The 18710-nt window shown below is 61.7% G+C and carries 20 protein-coding genes; 8 read left to right on the forward strand and 12 right to left on the reverse strand.

Translation table 11 applies throughout. From position 1 onward, the window contains the following. Positions 1-276 precede the first annotated feature (276 nt). The 3 genes from AC5ZGW_RS36250 to AC5ZGW_RS36260 all read left to right on the forward strand — a co-directional run bounded on the left by AC5ZGW_RS36250 (position 277) and on the right by AC5ZGW_RS36260 (position 1439). The gene (locus AC5ZGW_RS36250) at positions 277-630 is read left to right on the forward strand and encodes a nuclear transport factor 2 family protein (RefSeq protein ID WP_496114042.1); all 354 of its coding nucleotides are present in this window, start codon (positions 277-279) and stop codon (positions 628-630) included. A 283-nt stretch (positions 631-913) separates the two neighbouring features. Beyond that, complete coding sequence (locus tag AC5ZGW_RS36255; RefSeq protein WP_245475095.1) at positions 914-1096, forward strand: hypothetical protein; 183 nt, start codon at positions 914-916, stop codon at positions 1094-1096. 121 nt (positions 1097-1217) lie between these two features. Continuing rightward, positions 1218-1439, forward strand: a complete 222-nt coding sequence (locus AC5ZGW_RS36260) for a hypothetical protein (protein WP_028167671.1) — start codon at positions 1218-1220, stop codon at positions 1437-1439. 235 nt (positions 1440-1674) lie between these two features. Here the strand turns inward: AC5ZGW_RS36260 and AC5ZGW_RS36265 are convergent, their stop codons facing one another. The 3 genes from AC5ZGW_RS36265 to AC5ZGW_RS36275 form a co-directional block, all read right to left on the reverse strand. Then, positions 1675-1884 (reverse strand): PRC-barrel domain-containing protein, encoded by a 210-nt coding sequence (locus AC5ZGW_RS36265; protein ID WP_130230249.1) that lies wholly within the window; start codon positions 1882-1884, stop codon positions 1675-1677. Positions 1885-2736: 852 nt separating this feature from the next. Beyond that, entirely contained in the window at positions 2737-3066 is a 330-nt protein-coding gene (locus AC5ZGW_RS36270; protein WP_496114043.1) for a hypothetical protein, read from the reverse strand. 313 nt (positions 3067-3379) lie between these two features. Next, positions 3380-4516: a site-specific integrase gene (locus AC5ZGW_RS36275; protein WP_130230245.1), complete on the reverse strand. Its 1137-nt coding sequence runs from the start codon at positions 4514-4516 to the stop codon at positions 3380-3382. Between the two features lie 171 nt (positions 4517-4687). Here AC5ZGW_RS36275 and dusA point away from each other — a divergent pair, with 171 nt between their 5' ends. Beyond that, the gene (gene dusA / locus AC5ZGW_RS36280; protein ID WP_245475094.1) at positions 4688-5647 is read left to right on the forward strand and encodes a tRNA dihydrouridine(20/20a) synthase DusA; all 960 of its coding nucleotides are present in this window, start codon (positions 4688-4690) and stop codon (positions 5645-5647) included. On the opposite strand, the gene AC5ZGW_RS36285 is transcribed toward dusA, so the two are convergent. From AC5ZGW_RS36285 to AC5ZGW_RS36315, 7 genes are all read right to left on the reverse strand, one after another. Then, positions 5609-6163 carry a TIGR02281 family clan AA aspartic protease gene (locus AC5ZGW_RS36285; RefSeq protein ID WP_130230241.1) on the reverse strand — a complete coding sequence of 185 codons (555 nt, stop codon included), beginning with the start codon at positions 6161-6163 and terminating at the stop codon, positions 5609-5611. The genes dusA and AC5ZGW_RS36285 overlap by 39 nt on opposite strands. A 151-nt stretch (positions 6164-6314) precedes the next feature. Beyond that, a complete protein-coding gene (locus AC5ZGW_RS36290; RefSeq protein WP_130230239.1) occupies positions 6315-6518 on the reverse strand; it encodes a DUF1289 domain-containing protein in 204 nt (67 codons plus the stop codon). 65 nt (positions 6519-6583) lie between these two features. Continuing rightward, on the reverse strand, positions 6584-8185 hold the full coding sequence (locus AC5ZGW_RS36295; RefSeq protein WP_130230237.1) for a sensor histidine kinase: 1602 nt from the start codon (positions 8183-8185) through the stop codon (positions 6584-6586). A gap of 212 nt (positions 8186-8397) precedes the next feature. Further along, positions 8398-9132, reverse strand: coding sequence for a hypothetical protein (locus tag AC5ZGW_RS36300; RefSeq protein ID WP_130230235.1), 735 nt, complete (start codon positions 9130-9132; stop codon positions 8398-8400). Positions 9133-9148: 16 nt separating this feature from the next. After that, positions 9149-9298, reverse strand: coding sequence for a hypothetical protein (locus AC5ZGW_RS36305; protein ID WP_165435587.1), 150 nt, complete (start codon positions 9296-9298; stop codon positions 9149-9151). Positions 9299-9315: 17 nt separating this feature from the next. Continuing rightward, on the reverse strand, positions 9316-9978 hold the full coding sequence (locus tag AC5ZGW_RS36310) for a hypothetical protein (protein ID WP_130230233.1): 663 nt from the start codon (positions 9976-9978) through the stop codon (positions 9316-9318). 481 nt (positions 9979-10459) lie between these two features. Continuing rightward, on the reverse strand, positions 10460-11329 hold the full coding sequence (locus tag AC5ZGW_RS36315; RefSeq protein ID WP_130230231.1) for an NAD(P)-dependent oxidoreductase: 870 nt from the start codon (positions 11327-11329) through the stop codon (positions 10460-10462). Between the two features lie 292 nt (positions 11330-11621). Here AC5ZGW_RS36315 and AC5ZGW_RS36320 point away from each other — a divergent pair, with 292 nt between their 5' ends. The 3 genes from AC5ZGW_RS36320 (at position 11622) to AC5ZGW_RS36330 (ending at position 14611) form a co-directional block, all read left to right on the forward strand. Next, positions 11622-12074, forward strand: a complete 453-nt coding sequence (locus tag AC5ZGW_RS36320; RefSeq protein WP_130230229.1) for a VOC family protein — start codon at positions 11622-11624, stop codon at positions 12072-12074. 118 nt (positions 12075-12192) lie between these two features. Next, positions 12193-13326 carry an Mrp/NBP35 family ATP-binding protein gene (locus AC5ZGW_RS36325; protein ID WP_463326695.1) on the forward strand — a complete coding sequence of 378 codons (1134 nt, stop codon included), beginning with the start codon at positions 12193-12195 and terminating at the stop codon, positions 13324-13326. 196 nt (positions 13327-13522) lie between these two features. Continuing rightward, positions 13523-14611: a TRAP transporter substrate-binding protein gene (locus AC5ZGW_RS36330; RefSeq protein ID WP_028167047.1), complete on the forward strand. Its 1089-nt coding sequence runs from the start codon at positions 13523-13525 to the stop codon at positions 14609-14611. An 81-nt stretch (positions 14612-14692) separates the two neighbouring features. Here the strand turns inward: AC5ZGW_RS36330 and AC5ZGW_RS36335 are convergent, their stop codons facing one another. Next, positions 14693-15931 (reverse strand): glycosyltransferase, encoded by a 1239-nt coding sequence (locus AC5ZGW_RS36335; protein WP_130228080.1) that lies wholly within the window; start codon positions 15929-15931, stop codon positions 14693-14695. Between the two features lie 272 nt (positions 15932-16203). Here AC5ZGW_RS36335 and AC5ZGW_RS36340 point away from each other — a divergent pair, with 272 nt between their 5' ends. Continuing rightward, the gene (locus AC5ZGW_RS36340; RefSeq protein ID WP_130228079.1) at positions 16204-17292 is read left to right on the forward strand and encodes a TRAP transporter substrate-binding protein; all 1089 of its coding nucleotides are present in this window, start codon (positions 16204-16206) and stop codon (positions 17290-17292) included. 96 nt (positions 17293-17388) lie between these two features. Here the strand turns inward: AC5ZGW_RS36340 and AC5ZGW_RS36345 are convergent, their stop codons facing one another. Continuing rightward, on the reverse strand, positions 17389-18642 hold the full coding sequence (locus tag AC5ZGW_RS36345) for an MFS transporter (RefSeq protein WP_463326912.1): 1254 nt from the start codon (positions 18640-18642) through the stop codon (positions 17389-17391). Between the last annotated feature and the right edge of the window lie 68 nt (positions 18643-18710).

Raw genomic sequence — 18710 nt, forward strand, 5'->3', positions numbered from 1 at the left:
TCCGCTTCCATTTCTGCAACGATGTCTTGCAAGAGACGGATTGCGAGCGGGTCGGTGACCTCGCGTTCCATCATGCGGTAGCGCATCACCCGGTCTTCAAGTTCCCGCTGTTGCTCGCCGTCGGTCATTGCGCACTCCTTGCGTGAGCAAGACGCGCGAGGAGACTAGTGGTTGCCGGAACCTGAAAAATTCTCGGCAGAATTTGGGCGGTTCACAGTCCATTCAGGCCAGAGCCCGTACTCATCTCCGCGGGAAGCGTCAACGAGGAGGTGGAACATGTCGAACGTTCGCGAGGGCTTCGATGCGATCGATATCGTTGTCGATTGGATCGACGCCTGTAAGCAGGGTCGGTTGGATGATTTGCTAGATCTCTATGATGAGGCGGCTACGGTCGAGTGCTGCGAGGGTGGGCGCTTTCAAGGCCGAGCCGCGATGAAATGGTACTGGGGTCAAAGGCTCGCGGCATCCGCAGCCGAGGCTTTCGAGATCGACGCATTGATGCCGGAGGGGGACGGCGTCTCGCTCGACTATCGCGGATATGACGGCAAGCGCGTGCGGACGCATTTCCAATTTACCGATGCCGGAAAAATCCGGCTCACGGCCTGCGTGCCGATCATAGAGGCGGTCTAGAGTGCGATGCTATCGGGCGGGCCTGTCGGAAATCACGGCTGCGCCATGGCAGAGGGCGCTCTGACGGAGGGGCCGTAACGGGGCTCCACATCCAGGCACTCCAAATGGAAAACGGCCCCTGCCTCGGAGAGAGGAGCAAGGGCCGCTTTCTCCTACAGGCGTCCCAACAGACGCAGAGGGCGAACGGCCGCCCGGCCCGATCGTTCCAAGTTAGGACTTGCTGTGGAACGAATGGCCTTGTCACGCGTCATGAGCGTGCTGGGAAAAGCGCGGACATTGGATCGTGAGAGGCAAGTATACTCGCGAAGCGGCAGCGACGCTGCTCCGCTTTGCAAAATCGACTTCCGACCCCAACCTGGCGGCCGCATTGGTGGAGAAGGCCGCCGACCTCAACGAGCGGGTCGGCGACTTGGCTCTTTCCAGCAAGGACGAGAGCGGCACCGCTGCGCGCGAACAGAAGCAGTAGCCATAGCGGCCGGGTGGGAAACGTTACGGTTGGGCCGCCACCCCCGTAGTTCTCCGACCGTGTACAAGGTTCCCGTACTATGATTTCCTTTGCTCACCGGCATGGGCTGGGGCGGTGAGAAGTGGCTATTTATCGACTATTGCAGCACTCCGCCCTAGGGCCGAAAGAGGTTAGCCGCGTGACAGCGGCATACGAGCAAGCGCTGCGTATCCTCTGCGTCAAGGATCGCGACGACCCTCTGACGGAAATGATCGCGCAGAAGATCATCAAGATTGCGCAATCTGGCATCAAGGACCCCGCACAAATTTCGGCTCTGGCAATCAAAGAACTCGAAATGCGATAAGGCCGGCGCGCTCGCATTTCGCGCGTCTGGAACCGAAACTTTCTCTAACCCATGTGCATTTCATGGCGGGGCTTCGCAAGATGCGAGGCGGTCATGAACCCTTTCTCAGCGGGCGATGTGTTCCTCACCGTCGCCATCATGTCGACGACGTTTCTGATCGAGGTCGGATTCTTCATCCTGATCGGAATGTTCTGAAAAGAACGCGCGCTCTGGCCAGTGCGCGGCCGGATGCACACTAGTCCTCCGGGAACTTGATGGTTGAGACCGGCCATTTGCCATCATGCCCTTTGATCGAAATCCGAAGCCCGTGCAATTCATCCAGCCAGACATTCTCGACCGTACCGGCCTTTCCGTTGGTAAGGACGACGGCGATGCCGATCAGTTCGGATTGCGCCTCACCGTACTCATTCAAAATCGTTATCGCATGGCGCTGAACGGATGGCATTGCTCGTCATCTTCGGCGGAGCCGACTGTGCGGTCCAACGCTGCTCAACGGCCCGGTTTGTCCCAACGCTCAGCCGCTGGAATGATCGACGGTGACTGACTTTCCAGTTCCCGAAGCCGATTGACTTGCGTTCTAATGCTCGCCGGCAATTCCGGCTCCGGTTTTAGCGACGCCCGCAGTCTCTCGCCGATCTCTCGAACAATCGCGCGGCTGTGTTTGTGGTCTAACTCGACCCCGGCGAGCACCGCTGGTAATTCTGAATGGAACCGGAGACCGCCGCTTTTGGCTATCTGCGCGAGCGCTTGTTCTGAAACAGCGGGTCTTTGTGACCTTTGGCTATCCGCGACATGCGCCGTGTAGTTTAACGGCGAGCGGCGGTCTCATGCCTTCTAAAATCGTGGCACGAGCGTTCGTTCCCAATTTCTTGTCGCAGATGATCCTCGCAGTGCGGGAACCGCTTGGCCGTTTTTGAGCCGGCCAGCGTGATAGGGAACTCGTCGGCTCCTTCTTCGCCTCAATGAGCCGAGGCGATCTCCATCAGCCGCCGGGCGGCTTTTTCGGGGTCGGCGTAGGGGCTCGGTTCGACGTATTTCATTCTGGCTTACTCTGCTTCAACGCCTGACCGCCTTCTCCCAGAGCTCAGGCCCTGGCTCTAGGCTCAACCGATATTCTGGATCTACACAGTACCGACGCGCTTCTGCCTCTCGGCTTGGTCCGAAATGATGCACCGGAATCCCGTTGGAGGTGATCGTCCACCAGTCTGCCGGCAGATCATGAGGGCTCCCCGGAGGATGCGTCACCTCGTAGGCCTCGTTCGGATCGTTGGCGGCGTCGATCGGCATTCGTGGCTGATCAACGCTTCATATCGCAGGTGATCTTCGAGCCGTTCAACTCAAAGTCGGCGACGCCTTGGGTGGCGGTACAGAAGTCGAAACCGACACCGTCCTCCTCAGCGCGCCATCCGGCCTTGCCGCAACCATTCTCCGTGATCTTGTAGTCGGTCCCCTTCCAAGTCAGGATGTTCTTCGTATCGTCGACCTTCAGCGGGTGCGTCTTCCCGTGATCCTTGCAGGCGTAGATGAAGGTGTATGCCTGAGCCGGGGTGAGACCAATGGCCAGCGCAACTAGCACCAGTGTCGCAACCCGCAGCCCGGTGTGGAGCTTCTCGATCTTGGCTTGCATTTGCTCAGGCATCATCTTCATTTAGCTTCGGTTCCAGTGGAAAGGTGGAGGCGAAAGGGGAGGGGGTTCTCCCCCCGAAATGCGGAATAATCATCAACATAAAAATTATCTAACCGAAACGCACCTCAGCCCTTTTTATCGTACCAAATGCACCCAGGTCGCCTTGCTAACATATTGAAATTGCGCGCTTTCCCAGTAACCTCCGAGCGCATTATAAGCCCACGTCTAGCGGGCTGCTTGGGAGGAGAAATTACCGTAGCGCGCCCAAGTCAGGTTCAAGCAATCTGCGAGACTCCTGCTCGTAACGCCGTCACTATGGTTCTACGGCTTTCCCTGTCACAGCCACCCTTGCAAGTTCGCCATTCGCGAGCGTTTGGACGAATTCTTCCAGCGAAGGCTGCGCTACCGTTTGAAGCTTGTGAAGCTCTTCGGGCTTCAAATTGGTGTAACGCTGCAGTGCCCGCCAGTGCTTATGGCCGGTCACTAACGCGACCTTCTCGATAGGGAGTCCGGCCTCAAAGAGGCGACTGGTGCCTTCGTGACGAAGGTCGTGAAAGTGCAGGTCCTCGATCTTCAACGTGTCGCAGGCTCGCGTGAACGCCGCGCTCACTGAGCGATGGTTGAATGGGAATACGCGACCCTGACCTCTGGTGATAATCCGCTGCTGAAGCAGGATCTCCCACGCATCGTAACCGGTCAGGTTGAGAAGCGGGACCTTTTGGTCGTTGCCTTCCTTCTCCCGCGGATCCTTGCGGTCGCGGATCACCAGGATCCGCTTCTTCATATCGACGTCCGGCCAGTCGGGCCGGCAGATCTCCTCCTGCCGCATCGTTGTCGCAACGGCGTACCGAACGATGCGGCCCATCGGAATGATTTGTCGACGACTGCTTTCGAAGTATTCAATGAGCTCATCAAGCTCATCTTGTGTTGGCCGGCGATATCGTTCCTGGCCTTTGCCGACGAGACCCAAATGCTTCAATGCAAAACGCGCTAAGCGAACTTCCTCAGCCGAAACTTCAATACCGTGAACTGCCGCCGCATGGGTTGCGATGGTTCTGATGAACGACATGTCGATTGCCAGGGTGGCCGGCCCAGCGCCTTCCTTCGCTCGCTTTCTCCCAAATTCGATCAACCGCTCGCGATTGAGTTGAGAAATTTTCACAGTCCCCAGGGAGAGCTTGAGCGCTTCCATGACCGCCGCTTTGGATCGGCGAGGGGGGCGACCGACTTCATGCATGTCTTCAACGTGCAGATCGATGAGATCGCCGAATGTGCGGACCTTTTGCGTTGCTCGCGGTTTGGGCGATCCGCTGCGATCGATGTTGCGCTCGATATCGAGCGCCCATTCCTCGCCATCCTTGCGACGGCGGAAGGTCTCCGCCACGTAGCGGTTCTTCCGGCGGACCTGGACGCGCCAGTTTCCGGAAGGCAATTGAGTGAAGCTGGCCACAGCCGTGTGCACTCCCCAATTCGTGTGCGCTACGTGTGCACTGAGAGGTCAAAACAGGTACAAACGTGTGCAATTTCGGCTAGTTTGGAGTGCACACGTTCGTGCTTCATCCCATTGAGAGTGTAAGGTAAATCATTGGAATCGCAACACTATCGCTTTTCTGTGGCACCCATGATGGATTGGACCGACCGGCAGTGTCGCGTCTTCCATCGCCAGCTTTCGCGGCGGGCGCGGCTTTATACGGAGATGCTGACCACCGGCGCCGTCATTCATGGTGATCGCGCGCGGCTGCTCGGGTTTGATGCGAGCGAGCATCCGGTGGCGTTACAGCTTGGTGGGTCCGATCCGCGTGAACTCGCCGCTGCAGCCAAGATCGGCGAGGATTTCGGCTATGACGAGATCAACCTCAATGTCGGCTGCCCGTCCGATCGGGTCAAGGATGGCCGGTTCGGCGCCTGCCTGATGGCGGAGCCGGTGCTCGTTGCCGAGGGTGTCGCGGCGATGAAGCGCGCGGTGAAGGTTCCGGTGACGGTGAAGTGCCGTATCGGGATCGACGACCAGGATCCGGAACTGGCGCTCGATACGCTCGCGCGCGGCGTGATCGAAGCGGGCGCGGATGCGCTGATCGTGCACGCGCGAAAAGCCTGGCTAAACGGCCTGTCGCCGAAGGAGAACCGCGACATCCCGCCGCTCGACTATGATCGCGTCTATCGGCTGAAAGCCGCCATGCCCCACGTTCCCATCATCATCAATGGCGGCATCGCGAGTCTCGACGAGGCGAAGCGGCACCTGGCGCATGTCGATGGCGTGATGCTGGGCCGCGCGGCCTATCAGGAGCCGTGGCGGTTGTTGTCGGTCGACCCCGACCTGTTCGGCGAGGCGGCGCCGTACGCCACGATGCAGGACGCGTTTGAGGCGATGATCCCCTATATCGAAGGCGAACTCGCGCGCGGCGCGCGGCTGCATGCGATCACGCGGCATTTCGTCGGCGCGTTCTTCGGCGTGCCGGGAGCGCGCGCCTTCCGCCGCCATCTCGCCGAGCATGGCACGAGGCCGGGTGCGGGGGTGAATGTACTACGCGAGGCGATCGCGCTAGTTGGAAGCCGTGCGGCCGCGTCGATGGCGGCCTAGCACGTCGGGATAGCCGGTCAGCATCAGCTTGTCGGCGCGCACGCCCCAGCTTTCCAGCCGATCCAGGAAGCTCATGCCGAGCAGATTCGTCTTCATCTGCCCGCGCGGCACCACCAGCGCCGGGATAGACTTTTCGACCAGGTGACCGACGGCGAGGCGATCGAGCGTCAGCCGTGCTGCCTTGGTGTGGCCGCCGGCGGTTTCGAGATCGACATTGTATTCGAGCATTTCGATCGGCAGCCCGATTGCCTTCGCGGTCTCCCAGGTCAACACCACCGAGGTCGCGCCGGTGTCGATCACCATCGGCGCGCTGACGCCGTTGATCTTGGCGCGCAGCGCGAACTCGCCGCCCTGTCCGCGCGGGATCTGCACGGCGGGGCCGGGGGTCACAACGTTCCCGCGCAGCATGTGCGAGACTTGGTGGCTGGCGCGCGCGATCTGCTCGGGATCGCCATAGGCGACGACCGCGCCGGCGGTCGCAACCAGCAATAGGAGCACGAGGAGGATGCGGCTCATGACACCGCCTCCCGCGTCCAATGCACCAGAGCATGATCCGGAAAAGTGGGCACCGGTTTTCCCTCGCGACAAACGCGAAGCGTTTGCGCGGAGATCATGCTCAAACAAAGAGCTAGAGCGGGATGACGATTCGAAGAAGAGTCATCACGCTCTAGGCGCGCTTCGGGCGCGGCTCTATCCGCTCGAGGCCCGCTTCCGCCATGCGCGCGGGCAATAGCGTCATTACGGCGAGGCGCTCGGCGCTGTCCATCTTGTGCCAGCGCGCGATCTCCGGCAGCGTCCGCCCACAGCCGAAGCAGAGCTTGGTCCTGGGGTCGATCATACAGACTGCGATACACGGCGTTTCTGTGCTCATCCATCGATAGTGAAACGATTTCGATCGCGGGTGCAAGCGCGTAGCGGGATGACTCTTCGTAGTGTCTATAGCCCGGTGCCTGCACTCATGATCGGCTTGTGGCGCCCCCTTTGCTTGTCGTCGGTCATAGGAATCGAGGGTTGCGGCTGCAACGGCGGCGCTTCCTCGGCCATCGGCGCCAACGCCGACATCACGCGCTCCGGCGGGAAGGTCACGATCACCTCGGTGCCGATGCGCAGCTTCGACTTCAGCGTGAAGGTGCCGCCATGCAGGTCGATCAGGCTCTTGGCGATCGGCAAGCCAAGGCCCGCGCCCTGTTCCGCGGATTTAATCGAGTTGGAGCCCTGGCCGAACGATGCCAGCACGATCGGGATCTCGTCCTCGGCAATGCCGGAGCCGGTGTCCTTCACGCTGAGATACTGGCCGCCGGAGGCGGTCCAGCCGACCTTCAGCCAGATCTCGCCGCCTTGCGGGGTGAACTTGATCGAGTTGGACAACAGATTGAGCACGATCTGCCGGGTGGCGCGCTCGTCGACCCAGATCCGCGGCATGCCCTGCTCAAATACTTCGTGGATGGTGATGCCGCGGCTGGTCGCGCGCAGTTTCAAGAGATGGTGGCAGTCGGCGACGACATGCAGCAGCGAGACCGCTTCCTCGTTGAGCTCGTAGCGGCCGGCCTCGATCCGCGACAGATCGAGGATCTCGTTGATGAGATTGAGCAGGTGGACGCCGGAATTGTGGATGTCGGCAGAATATTCCTTGTACACCGGCACCGCATGCGCGCCGAAGATCTCGCTCTTCATCACCTCGGAGAAGCCGAGGATGGCGTTCAGCGGCGTGCGCAGTTCGTGGCTCATCTGCGCCAGGAAGCGCGATTTGGCGACGTTGGCGGCTTCGGCGCGATGCCGTGCCTCGTCGGAGATCGCCTTGGACTGTTCGAGCTCGGCGATCAGCACGTCCTTCTCGGCGCGCGCCTGCAGCGTGGCGAGCGTCGTCGAATGCAGCCGGTGGGCAAGCAGCGCGAAATAGCCCTCGGCGCCGAGCGCGAGCAGCGCGAACACGTAATTGTCGAAGGAACCGCTCAGCACGAAACTGACGGCGATCGCGATCGTCACCGGCGCGGTGGCCGCCAGTGCCGCCATCGGAAGGCTCGCCGCGAGCATGCTGGAGACCGCGATCACCAGCAGCATCAGGAACATCATCATTGCATTGGAGGCGGCATCCGTGCCCGCGGGATGGGCCAGGATCACCGTCCAGAACAAGCCGTAGAGCAGGTCGAGCAGCACGAAGCGCGCCCGCCATTTGCGCGTCGCGGCAGGCGAGGGGGATTCCTTCAGGAACTTGGTGCAGCTCTTCACGGTCGCGGCATGGATGCCGAGCACGCCGATGGTCCAGGCCGCCGCCACGAGCGGCTCTCGCCACAGGCCGAACAGCACGCCGGTGGCGATCACCAGCAGCATCACGACGTAGGATGCCGAGATCCTGGTCTGGGCATATTGGCGGAGCAGTTCGGTGTCGAATGCGGGGCGCGTCCCGCTGGTTGACGTTAACCGATCCCGCGCCTCCCGCACCCGCTGCGCTGCGGCGCGGCGACTGTTGACCGGCGCGGCAGCCTGGGGCTCGGCCGGCAGCTGGACAACTTCAGGCTTTTCCGCGGGATCACTCATTAACAACACAAAATCCTGCCCGCAAACCGCACGGGCTTTTGCATTGTCTATCTCTCGCGCCAAATCATTAAGCGATGACTTAGAAAGCTAAAGAATCTCGTTAACGAGAGGTTAAATTAACCATTTGGCGTTTGGGCGAGAGCGCCTCGTCCGGCCGTCAACGATGATCGGGTCATCGAAGGTGCGTAGCCAGCCCAGTTTCGTCACGAAGCTCAAGCGCTTTCAGTCAAGCCAGCGTGCACAAGAATAGAATATCCAATCGTCCATGCCTTTCCGCCCCGGTGAAAGATGGTGGAGGTTTCAAAGTATTCGGAGGTTTTCGGAGCAACACTCTGGACGTAAGAACTCGCTAGCTGAGTAGCCTGCTGCATCTCGAATATGTCAAATGTCTCAGGTTGCCCGCGCAACCGCTCCAGCGAGGTCAAGACGTGTTCATGCGCGCGGCGACGCCTCCATCCCAGCATCGATACCATCTTTCGTGTTGCGTCTATCCAAGACTGTTGCGTGATTTCTGCGATGCCCCAACGAACGGCATTCCTTCGTTGGGCGATCAACGTCGGTTCTGTGGGGATTGATCGGTCGCTCTCTTCTTCAAGCCGTTCCAGCGTCGTCCAGACCGCTGCAAGGGCCTCTGCGATCCGATCCAAATCATCGGCAAGCACGCTCTCGACCTCGGTTCGGTCCGCGACGGCCCTGCGCTCGTCAGCAGAGATTTGAAGCTGAACTGCGGTCCACGCCATCCAACCGGCGAACACGGCGGCGCACGCCGCAAGCAATCCTCCTGACAGGTTTTCATAAGAGCCGAGAGCGCACCCGATGATTTTGAGAGACCAGTGATGTTCTTCGCAATGATGAGGTCCCCATGCGACGGCATTCGCCAGCGTTACCGCAGAGACGATTGCCGAGCCGATCACGATGTAGATGCCTTGAACCCATCGACTGTTCATGTCGCAGCCTTATCCTCTAGTTCGCTTCATCGGGCGGCACCAACTCGATCCGATCCACGATGCGGCCCACCAGGCGGTGGATTTCATTGACGCTAAGGCACTGTTCTTGCGCAAATGCAGCCGTCGCAAACAGCAACGGGATCGTAGCAAATAGAGTTTTCGGCAAGGAAGGTGCCCCTCTTGTTAGAGCGCGGTGTGCGCGCCAGATAGCGCGGGTCGGCGGATACTGCGAAAAATTCGGTAGACGATAAACGCCCACCAAATTCCAAGCGTCGCGTACATAATGGGAGAGATGACCCTCTGGTCCTCAGCCTGTAGTTGTTGCCAGACCAGAAACCCATCACGCAGCGAAAGGTTGAACGTGCGGTGTTCAAATGGCGCGCACGCCGCCGCCGTTGATGATGGCTTCGGCTGGCGCTGACCAGTGATGCGCTGGGTCGAACGCGAAATCGTGTAGGTGTAGGACACGCACACCGGGTCGCGGGAAACATAGACGATCGACTGGTTGTCCCACGATGTGATCGGAAAGCGCTCAGCCTGCACGGTTAGCATATCCGACACAATTTCGGCTTGCGCCGAGAGGCACTCCTTCTCGTCTCGATAGCATTTGATTTCCGTCGTCTGACGCGGAAACGCCTGCTTGGTCTCGTCCTCGAACACCCACGTGCCAACCGCCCGCACGTAGCCACGATCCCAAGAGTCGGTGTAAACCTGCCCGCCCGACTGAATTCGCGGATACCCGCGAAGATCGATGATGCTATTGGTGACCATCAGAATGGCCAAGCTGCCGGCAAAGCCGCACAACAGCCAAAGAACCGCGCGCCCAACCGCCCGAACCATCGACATGATTTCGGAAATTCCCACTCCGCCCAAGGCAAGCCTACTGTGGCTGGTACCCTGAGAGCAAAACCCAGCCCGTTTAATATTGTGAATTGCGAGATCAAGCGGTGCACCGCTCGCAATCAAGGCCCCGGCATAACGACACGCGGCTGCTATGTCATCTTCCGCTGCGTCGGGACAGTAATAGGCATCGCGTACCGGGAGCGGCAAGCGACGGGCAGGCGTCAGGGACGAGGCGCAGGAAGGCCCTGCAGCGCGCCGGAGCGACGGGGCTACAGAACGCCGCGAGCCGTGCCAGCGCACAGGCGGCCACGCTCGGGCGGGGGCTACCGGGCGCGCAGGCCAAGACCCTCCCCAAATCTCGCCGGGACACAGCCGGGAACGCGCCGGAACCGTAATCCACAATATATTCAGAACGCAGCGCTTTTTCCGTCCAAGGGGGCTTAAGTGTTTACCCTTTCAGGGGGAAGGAGTGCGGCAGGCGCCGTCAGCGCTCCAGCCGCGCGAGCAGGCTCGAGGTGTCCCAGCGCTTGCCGCCCATCTTCTCGACTTCGGCGTAGAACTGATCGACCAGCGCGCTCACCGGCAGGTTGGCGCCGTTGCGTCGCGCTTCCGCGATGCAGATCGAGAGATCCTTGCGCATCCATTCGACCGCGAAGCCGAAATCGTACTTGCCGTCGTTCATGGTCTTGTAGCGGTTCTCCATCTGCCAGGATTGCGCCGCGCCCTTCGAGATCACCTCGATCACGCTAGCCACGTCGAGCCCCGACTTCTTGGCGAAATGGATGCCTTCGGAAAGGCCCTGTACCAGGCCGGCGATGCAGATCTGGTTGACCATCTTGGTGAGCTGGCCGGAGCCTGCCGGTCCGAGCAGCTTGCACATCCGCGCATAGGCCGCGATGACCGGCTCGGCGCCGGCATAGGCGTCTTCCTTGCCGCCGCACATCACCGTCAGCACGCCGTTCTCGGCGCCGGCCTGTCCGCCGGAGACCGGAGCATCGACGAATTTGAATCCTGCCTTCTCGGCGGCGGCATTGAGCTCGCGCGCGACTTCGGCGGAAGCGGTGGTGTGGTCGACGAAGGTCGCGCCCTTCTTCATGCCGGCGAATGCGCCGTCCGGGCCGATCGTGACCGCGCGCAGGTCGTTGTCATTGCCGACGCAGCACATCACGAATTCCTGGCCTTCGGCCGCGGCTTTCGGCGTCGGCGCCGCGCGGCCGCCGAATTTCTCGACCCAGGCCTGCGCCTTCGCCGGCGTCCGATTGTACACCGTCACCTCGTGGCCCCCCTTTTTCACGAGATGTCCTGCCATGGGGAAACCCATCACGCCGAGACCGAGAAAAGCGACTTTAGCCATGTCTGCTACCTTGTTTCTTCTAGTGACCTTGGGATTTGCCGGCGACATTGCACGGGCCGGACGGTGTTTTTCAGGCGGGAGGGCCGCACCATAAACGCTGCGCCGCAGAGGGCAACGGCTCGTTTGGCCGGCATTAGAGCATGATCCGGAAAAGTGGAAACCGGTTTTCCGAAAAGATCATGCTCCAACAAAGAGATGAGATCATGATCCGATTCTGTCCAATCGGATCATGATCTAGCGGTTTTGTGCTATGATAACCCACCAACGAACCTCACAAAAATGGGAGTGAGACATGAATGGAAGAGAGGCGGGCGCAAGCGTAGGCGTGCTCGATCATTTCAACATCCGCACCCGGAAACTCGCCGAAACCGTCACGTTCTATGAGGAGGTTTTGGGCCTGGAGAAGGGCGCCCGGCCGAATTTCGCCTTTCCCGGCGCCTGGATGTACAGCGAGGGCAAACCGGTGGTTCACCTCGTGGACATTTCCGCGACCGACGAGCCGCAAAAGCCCGACTCCGGCGTGGTCCATCATGTCGCCTTTGTCAGCCGCGGTTTCACGGCGATGCAGCAGCGTCTGCAGTCCAAGGGCATGAAATTCGATTCCCGGCAGGTTCCGGGCGGCGACCTCTGGCAGATCTTTGTGCACGATCCTAACGGCGTGATGATCGAGCTGAATTACGAGGTCGCCAAGGAACAGGGCGCCGCAGCGCCGGCCGAGCGCGCCGACGACGTCGGCGGCAGGTAGGAACCGTTCGGACGCGCCGTGTGAACCGCGGAATCTATTGTGCTGGCGCAACTACCCTTTCTTGCCGATCCGTCATATCTGTGACTTCACCATGTGGATATTCGGCAGGAGAGCGGCTGTGAGCGTGACGCAGCAACAGGTTCTGGAGAAATTGGCCGGGGTGACATCGCCGCGCGGCGTCGCCCTGACCAATGCCAACGTGCTGTCGCCGATCACGGTCAGCGACGGCAAGGTGTTCTTTTCGATCAATGTCGATGCCGCAGAGGCGCGCGCCTGGGAAAGCGTGCGCGCGCAGGCCGAGAGCGCCGTGCGCGCCATCCCCGGCGTCACCGCCGCCATGATCGCGCTGACCGCCGAGCGCAAGCCTGGCACGGCGGCTCCGCCGCAGCCGCACCGCCATGGCGGCGGCGGCATCGCGCCGGCCTCGACGCATCGGCCGCCGCAAGGCGCGCCGTCGCCGATGTCGCGGCAGGCCGAAATCCCCGGGATCGCCGCCGTCATCGCAGTGGCCTCGGGCAAGGGCGGTGTCGGCAAGTCGACCACCGCGCTCAACCTCGCGCTCGGCCTGCGCGATCTCGGTTTGCGCGTCGGCCTGCTCGATGCCGATATCTATGGCCCCTCGGTGCCGCGGCTGACCGGGATCCGCGAGAAGCCCGCGCTCAACGACGACAAGAAGATGATCCCGATCTCCCGCTTCGGGCTCTCGATCATGTCGATCGGATTCCTGGTCGAGGAAGACACCGCGATGATCTGGCGCGGGCCGATGGTGATGTCGGCGATCACGCAGATGCTGCGCGATGTCGCCTGGGGCACGCTGGATGTGCTGGTGGTCGATATGCCGCCCGGCACCGGTGACGCGCAGCTCACGCTGGCGCAGAATGTGCCCCTCAAAGGCGCCATCATCATCTCGACCCCGCAGGACCTGTCCCTGATCGATGCGCGGCGCGGGCTCGCCATGTTCAAAAAGGTTAACGTGCCCGTGCTCGGCATTGTCGAGAACATGAGCTATTTCCAGTGCCCGCATTGCGGCACGCGGTCGGACATTTTCGGCCATGGCGGCGCCCGGCATGAGGCCGAACGGCTGGGGGTACCGTTCCTGGGCGAAATTCCCCTCCATATGGCGATCCGCACCACCTCGGATTCCGGCAATCCGGTGGTGGATAGCGAGCCGGACGGGCCGCACGCGGCGATTTACCGCGCAATCGGGACCAAGGTCCGCGACCAGCTCCGGGGCGTGATCGCCGCGGCTTGACAGTCCTTTCCGCCCGATATTTCGCCTGGCGTCTTGCGACTTTCGTCCAGTCCCGTCATGCCAATGTCGCGTTTCCGCGGGCGGCCATCCGTGTTAAACGGCCCCGCCAGAGCGCCCCCGGAGCCTGAGGATTCGCCCGCCCGGAGGAGATGTTTTGGGGACAAAAGGGAAACGCCCCGCAAGGAGATGACTTAAGATGAAGCGTCGTGACTTTTTGAAAGTTTCTGCGGCCGGTGCGGCCGCGACTGCGGTTGCCGCGCCGGCGATTGCGCAGTCTTCTCCCGAAATCAAGTGGCGCTTGACCTCGAGCTTCCCGAAGTCGCTGGACACGATCTATGGCGGCGCTGAGCAGTTGTCGAAATACGTCGCCGAGATGACCGACAACAAATTCCAGATCCAGGTGTTCGCGGCGGGCGAGATCGCGCCGGGCCTGCAGGCGCTGGACTCGACGTCAACAGGTACCGTCGAGATGTCGCATACGGTGGCCTATTATTATGTCGGCAAGGACCCGACGTTCGCGATCTACGCCTCGGTCCCGTTCGGCCTCAATGCGCGGCAGCAGAACTCCTGGTGGTACCAGGGCGGCGGCGAGCAGCTCGGCAATGAGTTCTTCAAGAAGTTCAACGTGATCGGTTTGCCCTGCGGCAACACCGGCACTCAGATGGGCGGCTGGTTCCGCAAGGAGATCAAGACGGTCGCCGACCTCTCCGGCCTCAAATTCCGCATCGGCGGCATCGCCGGCCAGGTCCTGCAGAAGGTCGGTGTGGTGCCGCAGCAGCTCGCCGGCGGCGACATCTATCCGGCGTTGGAGAAGGGCACCATCGACGCCGCCGAATGGGTCGGCCCCTATGACGACGAGAAGCTCGGCTTCCAGAAGGTCGCAAAGTACTACTACTATCCGGGCTTCTGGGAAGGCGGCCCGACCGTCCACGCATTCGTCAACCTCGAGAAGTGGAATGCGCTGCCGAAGAACTATCAGGCAATCCTCACCAACGGGGCCGCGAATGCCAATAGCTGGATGGCCGCGCGGTATGACCTGCAAAACCCGACGGCGCTGAAGCGGCTGGTTGCCGGCGGCACGCAGCTTCGTCCGTTCACCAACGAGGTGCTGGAAGCCTGCCTGAAGGCGACCAACGAGCTGTGGAGCGAAATCTCCGCCAAGAACCCCGACTTCAAGAAGTCGATCGACGCAATGCAGGCCTACCGCTCCGACGAATATCTATGGTGGCAGGTCGCCGAATACACCTACGACAGCTTCATGATCCGCTCGCGCACCCGCGGTTGATCGGGCTTTAAATAGTAGATGCACGGCCCGGTCCCCTCGTGGGGCCGGGCTTTTTTGCACTGAGAATGCGGATGCCCGGATTCAGGCGTTCGCTGCAGCTCGAACGATTTCTTCCAGTTCTCCAACAAGCGGAGCTGCGCTGACTTCGGCAGCAATGATGTCCTTGAACCGTCGGGCAGCGATCAGGAATTGCGGCTCCCGGATCAGGCGCGTCATGGCGGCGGCAATTTCTGCTTCCGTAGCGGTCGGCGGCAAGACCAACCCCACGCCGCAGGCTTCCACACGCGCGGCAATGTCGCCCTGATCGCGGCCGAACGGCATGACCAGCAGCGGCAGGCCATGCGCGAGTGCACGGCTCGTCGTGCCGTGGCCACCGTGGCTCACGACTAGCGAGGCTTCCTTCATGGCCGCATCATGCGGGGCGCTCGGCAGCAGCGTGACATTGTCCGGCGCCTGCAGGGTGACGTCTTCCAGGGCAGGTCCGAGCGTTGCAACCGCATCCACATCGACGCGTCCTGCCGCGTTGATCGTGCGTTGCAGCGCCTCGGTCTGATCCTGATTGGTCGTGCTGAAAGAGATCAGCACGCGCGGACGATCCCCTTGGGACCAGGGAGAGATCCATGGCTTCGACCAATTCGAGGAATCCAGGAGCGGCCCGATGTACCTGACATTGCTGGGGAGGAAGTCGGGGGCAAAGTCAAACGCCGCGCTTACCGCTATCAGGAGCCGCGCCGGTCGGTCGAACAACTCCATCACATCAGCCCAAGGAGCAAGCTGCAGGCTCGCCCGCGCCTCGTTCAGCATCGGCAGCCATTCGTTCATGAGAGCAGCGAACCGGTTGCTTGCCGCCTCGACGGCGACGCGCTCTTCCGGCGTGCGAGGCGCCGACAGACCGCTGCCGATCGGCGGCTGCCCCGGGAGAGGTCGTAGGCTGATGGTGGGCGAGAGCAGGGCACAGGGAATATGTTCGGCCTCCGCGGCGAGCACCGCGCCGAACAGAGGCATATCGGTCAACACAGCGTCAGTGGTGGCGCGCCGGATTTCGTCGCGGACATCCGCACCTTGCGCGGCGGCTGGCCCAAACAGCAGGTGATCGCAGGCGTACTGAAGGGGGTCGGTGGCCTGCCCAATAGGCGAAACGTGGGGCGTCCGTTGCCAGGTCGCGAAGCCGAAGCCCGCCGTCTCGACGGACGCGCGCGCGTCCGCACGCGCGATGAAACGAACGACATGACCCCTTGCACGCAATTGCTGCGCCGCTGTCAGGGTCGGTCCGAGATGGCCGTGGTCTCCCCAGGTGGCCACCAGGAAATTGTAGGACATGGCTTGTTTCCCATCGATCGGAAGCGGCGATGGCGAGCCTGTCGACGGCAGGCCGCCGATCGTGTCGGACGGGAGAGATTTGGGTACCCGCGCTACCAGACGATTGCAGCAGATCGGATCTTTGTTGCATCGGTAATCTGCACGCTGCCTGACCGCGGCTTTTTGCGCGCTGCGGCGAACGTTGGCGATGGCAATCGGGAAGGGGATGTTCCATGCTGCCCTCAGGCCTCGGTACGAAGGCCGATGACACATATTCAAAGGGAGGAAACAACATGAAACGACGGGATTTCATCAAAGTCGCCGGCATTGGTGCCGCCGGTGCCGCCACGCTCGCCGCGCCGGCCATCGCGCAGTCGATGCCGGAGCTGAAATGGCGGATGACGACGAGCTGGCCGAAATCGCTCGATACGCTGCATGGCGCAGCCGAGATCATGGCCAAGGTCGTCGGCGAGGCCACCGACAACAAATTCCAGATCCAGACCTTCGCCGCCGGCGAGATCGTGCCGGGCCTGCAGGTGCTGGATGCCGTGCAGAGCGGCACGGTCGAGATGGGCCACACCGCCTCCTACTACTATTTCGGCAAGGATCCGACCTTCACCTTCGGCTCATCGGTGCCGTTCGGGCCGAACGCGAGGCTCAATCAGGCCTGGTACATGATGGGCGGCGGCAAGGAGCTCCTGAACGAGTTCTATAAGAGCTACAACGTCACCTCGCTGCTTGCCGGCAACACGACCTGCCAGATGGGCGGCTGGTTCCGCAAGGAGATCAACACCGTCGATGATCTCAAAGGATTGAAATTCCGCATCGGCGGTTTCGCCGGCCGCGTCATGGAGAAGCTCGGTTGCGTGCCGCAGCAGATCGCCGGCGGCGACATCTACCCGGCGCTTGAGAAAGGCACGATCGACGCCGCCGAATGGGTCGGCCCTTACGATGACGAGAAGCTCGGCCTGCAGAAGGTCGCGCCGCATTACTACTATCCGGGATGGTGGGAAGGCGGCCCGATGCTGCTGGTCTTCGTCAATCTCGAGAAGTGGAATGCGTTGCCGAAATACTACCAGGCCATCCTCGAGCAGGCCGGCCATCAAGCCAACAACTGGATGATGGCGAAGTACGACACCGTGAACCCGACCGCGCTGAAGAAGCTGCTCGCGGGCGGCGCCAAGCTGCATGCCTTCTCGCCGCAGATCATGCAAGCAAGCTTCAAGGCGGCAAAGGAGCTGCACGCCGAAGTCGCGGCCAGCAACGCCAATTTCAAGAAGGTCTATGAATCGCTGACAGCCTATACCAGCAACGGCTATCAATGGTTCCAGGTCGCCGAAGTCGGCTACGACAACTTCATGGCGCGCCACTCGCAGAGCTGATCCGTCGATCAATCAAAGGGGTGGCCTGCTCCGTAGCCCGGGTGAAGCGCAGCGCAACCCGGGACCGCGCGTAGTCGCGGATGCCGACGTCCCGGGTTACGCATTCGCTCCACCCGGGCTACGGGCTGGTGCACCAGCCTGCACTTTCACCGGTGCCGTCTCGGGCATCAGGCTCATCGCGATCAGTCCGACGACGGCCGCAAGCAACAGGTACCAGGCGGGCGCCAGCGGATCTCCTGAAATATGCAGCAGCCACGTGACCACGAGCTGCGCGGTGCCGCCGAAGCTTGCGATTGCAACCGCGTAGACGGTGGCGAACACGCCGCCGCGGATCTGTTGGGGCAGCGCCTCGGTGAAGGTGGCATAGAAAGCCGTGAACGGCAGCGATCCGATCAGCGATAGCGCGCCGAAGCCGAACAACAGCGACCACGCGCCGGGTGCACCGGCGATCCACAGGAAGATCGGATAGGTCAGCGCGAGCGTGACGATCTGCGGATAGATCATGACCGGCTTGCGACCCAGCAAGTCGGCCAGCCAGCCTCCCAGCAACGCGCCCGCGATCCCAAGACCATTGCTGACAAGCGACGTCGCAAAGGCCAGAGACGGCGCCACATGGAGCGTGTTCTGCGCATAAGTCGTCATGTATTGCGTCACATAGGTCGAAATCGTGCCGCTCGCCAGGATCATCAGCGCCAGTGCAATCAGGCGAATGTGCCGGCGCGCCAGCGCGAGATGGCTCGAGCTCTCGATGCGCCGGGCGCCGCTTTCGCCTTGCGGGATCGTCTCCGGCAGCGTCCGGCGCATCCAGAGCCCGAACGGCAGGCAGATGGCGCCGATCAGGAACGCCACGCGCCAGCCGTAGGAATCCAGCGCCTCTGGCGTCATCGTCCTGCTCAAGAGGAAGCCGACCAGCGCGCCGGTGGTGGCGGCGATCTGCTGGCTTGTCGGCTGCCACGAGACCACCAGCGCCCGACGTTCCGGCGGGGCGATCTCCAGGAGATAGGCCGTGGTCGGCCCGACCTCGCCGCCGAGCGCAAATCCCTGCATCAAGCGCGCCACGATCACAATGATCGGCGCCGCAAGGCCGATGGCGTTGTAGGATGGGGTGATCGAGATCGCCAGGATCGCGCTCCCCATCAACGCAAAGCTGAGCAGCATTGCCGGCCGCCGGCCGACACGGTCGGAATAGATGCCAAGCACGATCCCGCCGATCGGGCGCGTGATGAAACCCGCGCCGAAGGTCGCAAGCGACAGCATCAGGCTGCCATACTCGCCTTGCACAGGGAAGAAGGTGTGGCCGATCTGTATCGCGAAGAAGCTGTAGGTGATGAAATCATAGAATTCGAGCATGTTGCCGATCGTGGCGGCAAATGCTGCGCGCTTCACGCCGAACTGTTTGGTCTCCTCAACGACAAGCG

It is taken from the genome of Bradyrhizobium sp. Crot121, from assembly GCF_059512385.1.

What these genes read in the sequence shown, in the direction of transcription:
- AC5ZGW_RS36250 (WP_496114042.1), top strand. Translation starts at nt 277, where the DNA reads ATGTCGAACGTTCGCGAGGGCTTCGATGCGATCGATATCGTTGTCGAT.
- AC5ZGW_RS36265 (WP_130230249.1), bottom strand. Translation starts at nt 1,884, where the DNA reads ATGCCATCCGTTCAGCGCCATGCGATAACGATTTTGAATGAGTACGGT.
- AC5ZGW_RS36270 (WP_496114043.1), bottom strand. Translation starts at nt 3,066, where the DNA reads ATGCAAGCCAAGATCGAGAAGCTCCACACCGGGCTGCGGGTTGCGACA.
- dusA (WP_245475094.1), top strand. Translation starts at nt 4,688, where the DNA reads ATGATGGATTGGACCGACCGGCAGTGTCGCGTCTTCCATCGCCAGCTT.
- AC5ZGW_RS36285 (WP_130230241.1), bottom strand. Translation starts at nt 6,163, where the DNA reads ATGAGCCGCATCCTCCTCGTGCTCCTATTGCTGGTTGCGACCGCCGGC.
- AC5ZGW_RS36290 (WP_130230239.1), bottom strand. Translation starts at nt 6,518, where the DNA reads ATGAGCACAGAAACGCCGTGTATCGCAGTCTGTATGATCGACCCCAGG.
- AC5ZGW_RS36295 (WP_130230237.1), bottom strand. Translation starts at nt 8,185, where the DNA reads ATGAGTGATCCCGCGGAAAAGCCTGAAGTTGTCCAGCTGCCGGCCGAG.
- AC5ZGW_RS36300 (WP_130230235.1), bottom strand. Translation starts at nt 9,132, where the DNA reads ATGAACAGTCGATGGGTTCAAGGCATCTACATCGTGATCGGCTCGGCA.
- AC5ZGW_RS36310 (WP_130230233.1), bottom strand. Translation starts at nt 9,978, where the DNA reads ATGTCGATGGTTCGGGCGGTTGGGCGCGCGGTTCTTTGGCTGTTGTGC.
- AC5ZGW_RS36315 (WP_130230231.1), bottom strand. Translation starts at nt 11,329, where the DNA reads ATGGCTAAAGTCGCTTTTCTCGGTCTCGGCGTGATGGGTTTCCCCATG.
- AC5ZGW_RS36320 (WP_130230229.1), top strand. Translation starts at nt 11,622, where the DNA reads ATGAATGGAAGAGAGGCGGGCGCAAGCGTAGGCGTGCTCGATCATTTC.
- AC5ZGW_RS36330 (WP_028167047.1), top strand. Translation starts at nt 13,523, where the DNA reads ATGAAGCGTCGTGACTTTTTGAAAGTTTCTGCGGCCGGTGCGGCCGCG.
- AC5ZGW_RS36335 (WP_130228080.1), bottom strand. Translation starts at nt 15,931, where the DNA reads ATGTCCTACAATTTCCTGGTGGCCACCTGGGGAGACCACGGCCATCTC.
- AC5ZGW_RS36340 (WP_130228079.1), top strand. Translation starts at nt 16,204, where the DNA reads ATGAAACGACGGGATTTCATCAAAGTCGCCGGCATTGGTGCCGCCGGT.
- AC5ZGW_RS36345 (WP_463326912.1), bottom strand. Translation starts at nt 18,642, where the DNA reads ATGCTCGAATTCTATGATTTCATCACCTACAGCTTCTTCGCGATACAG.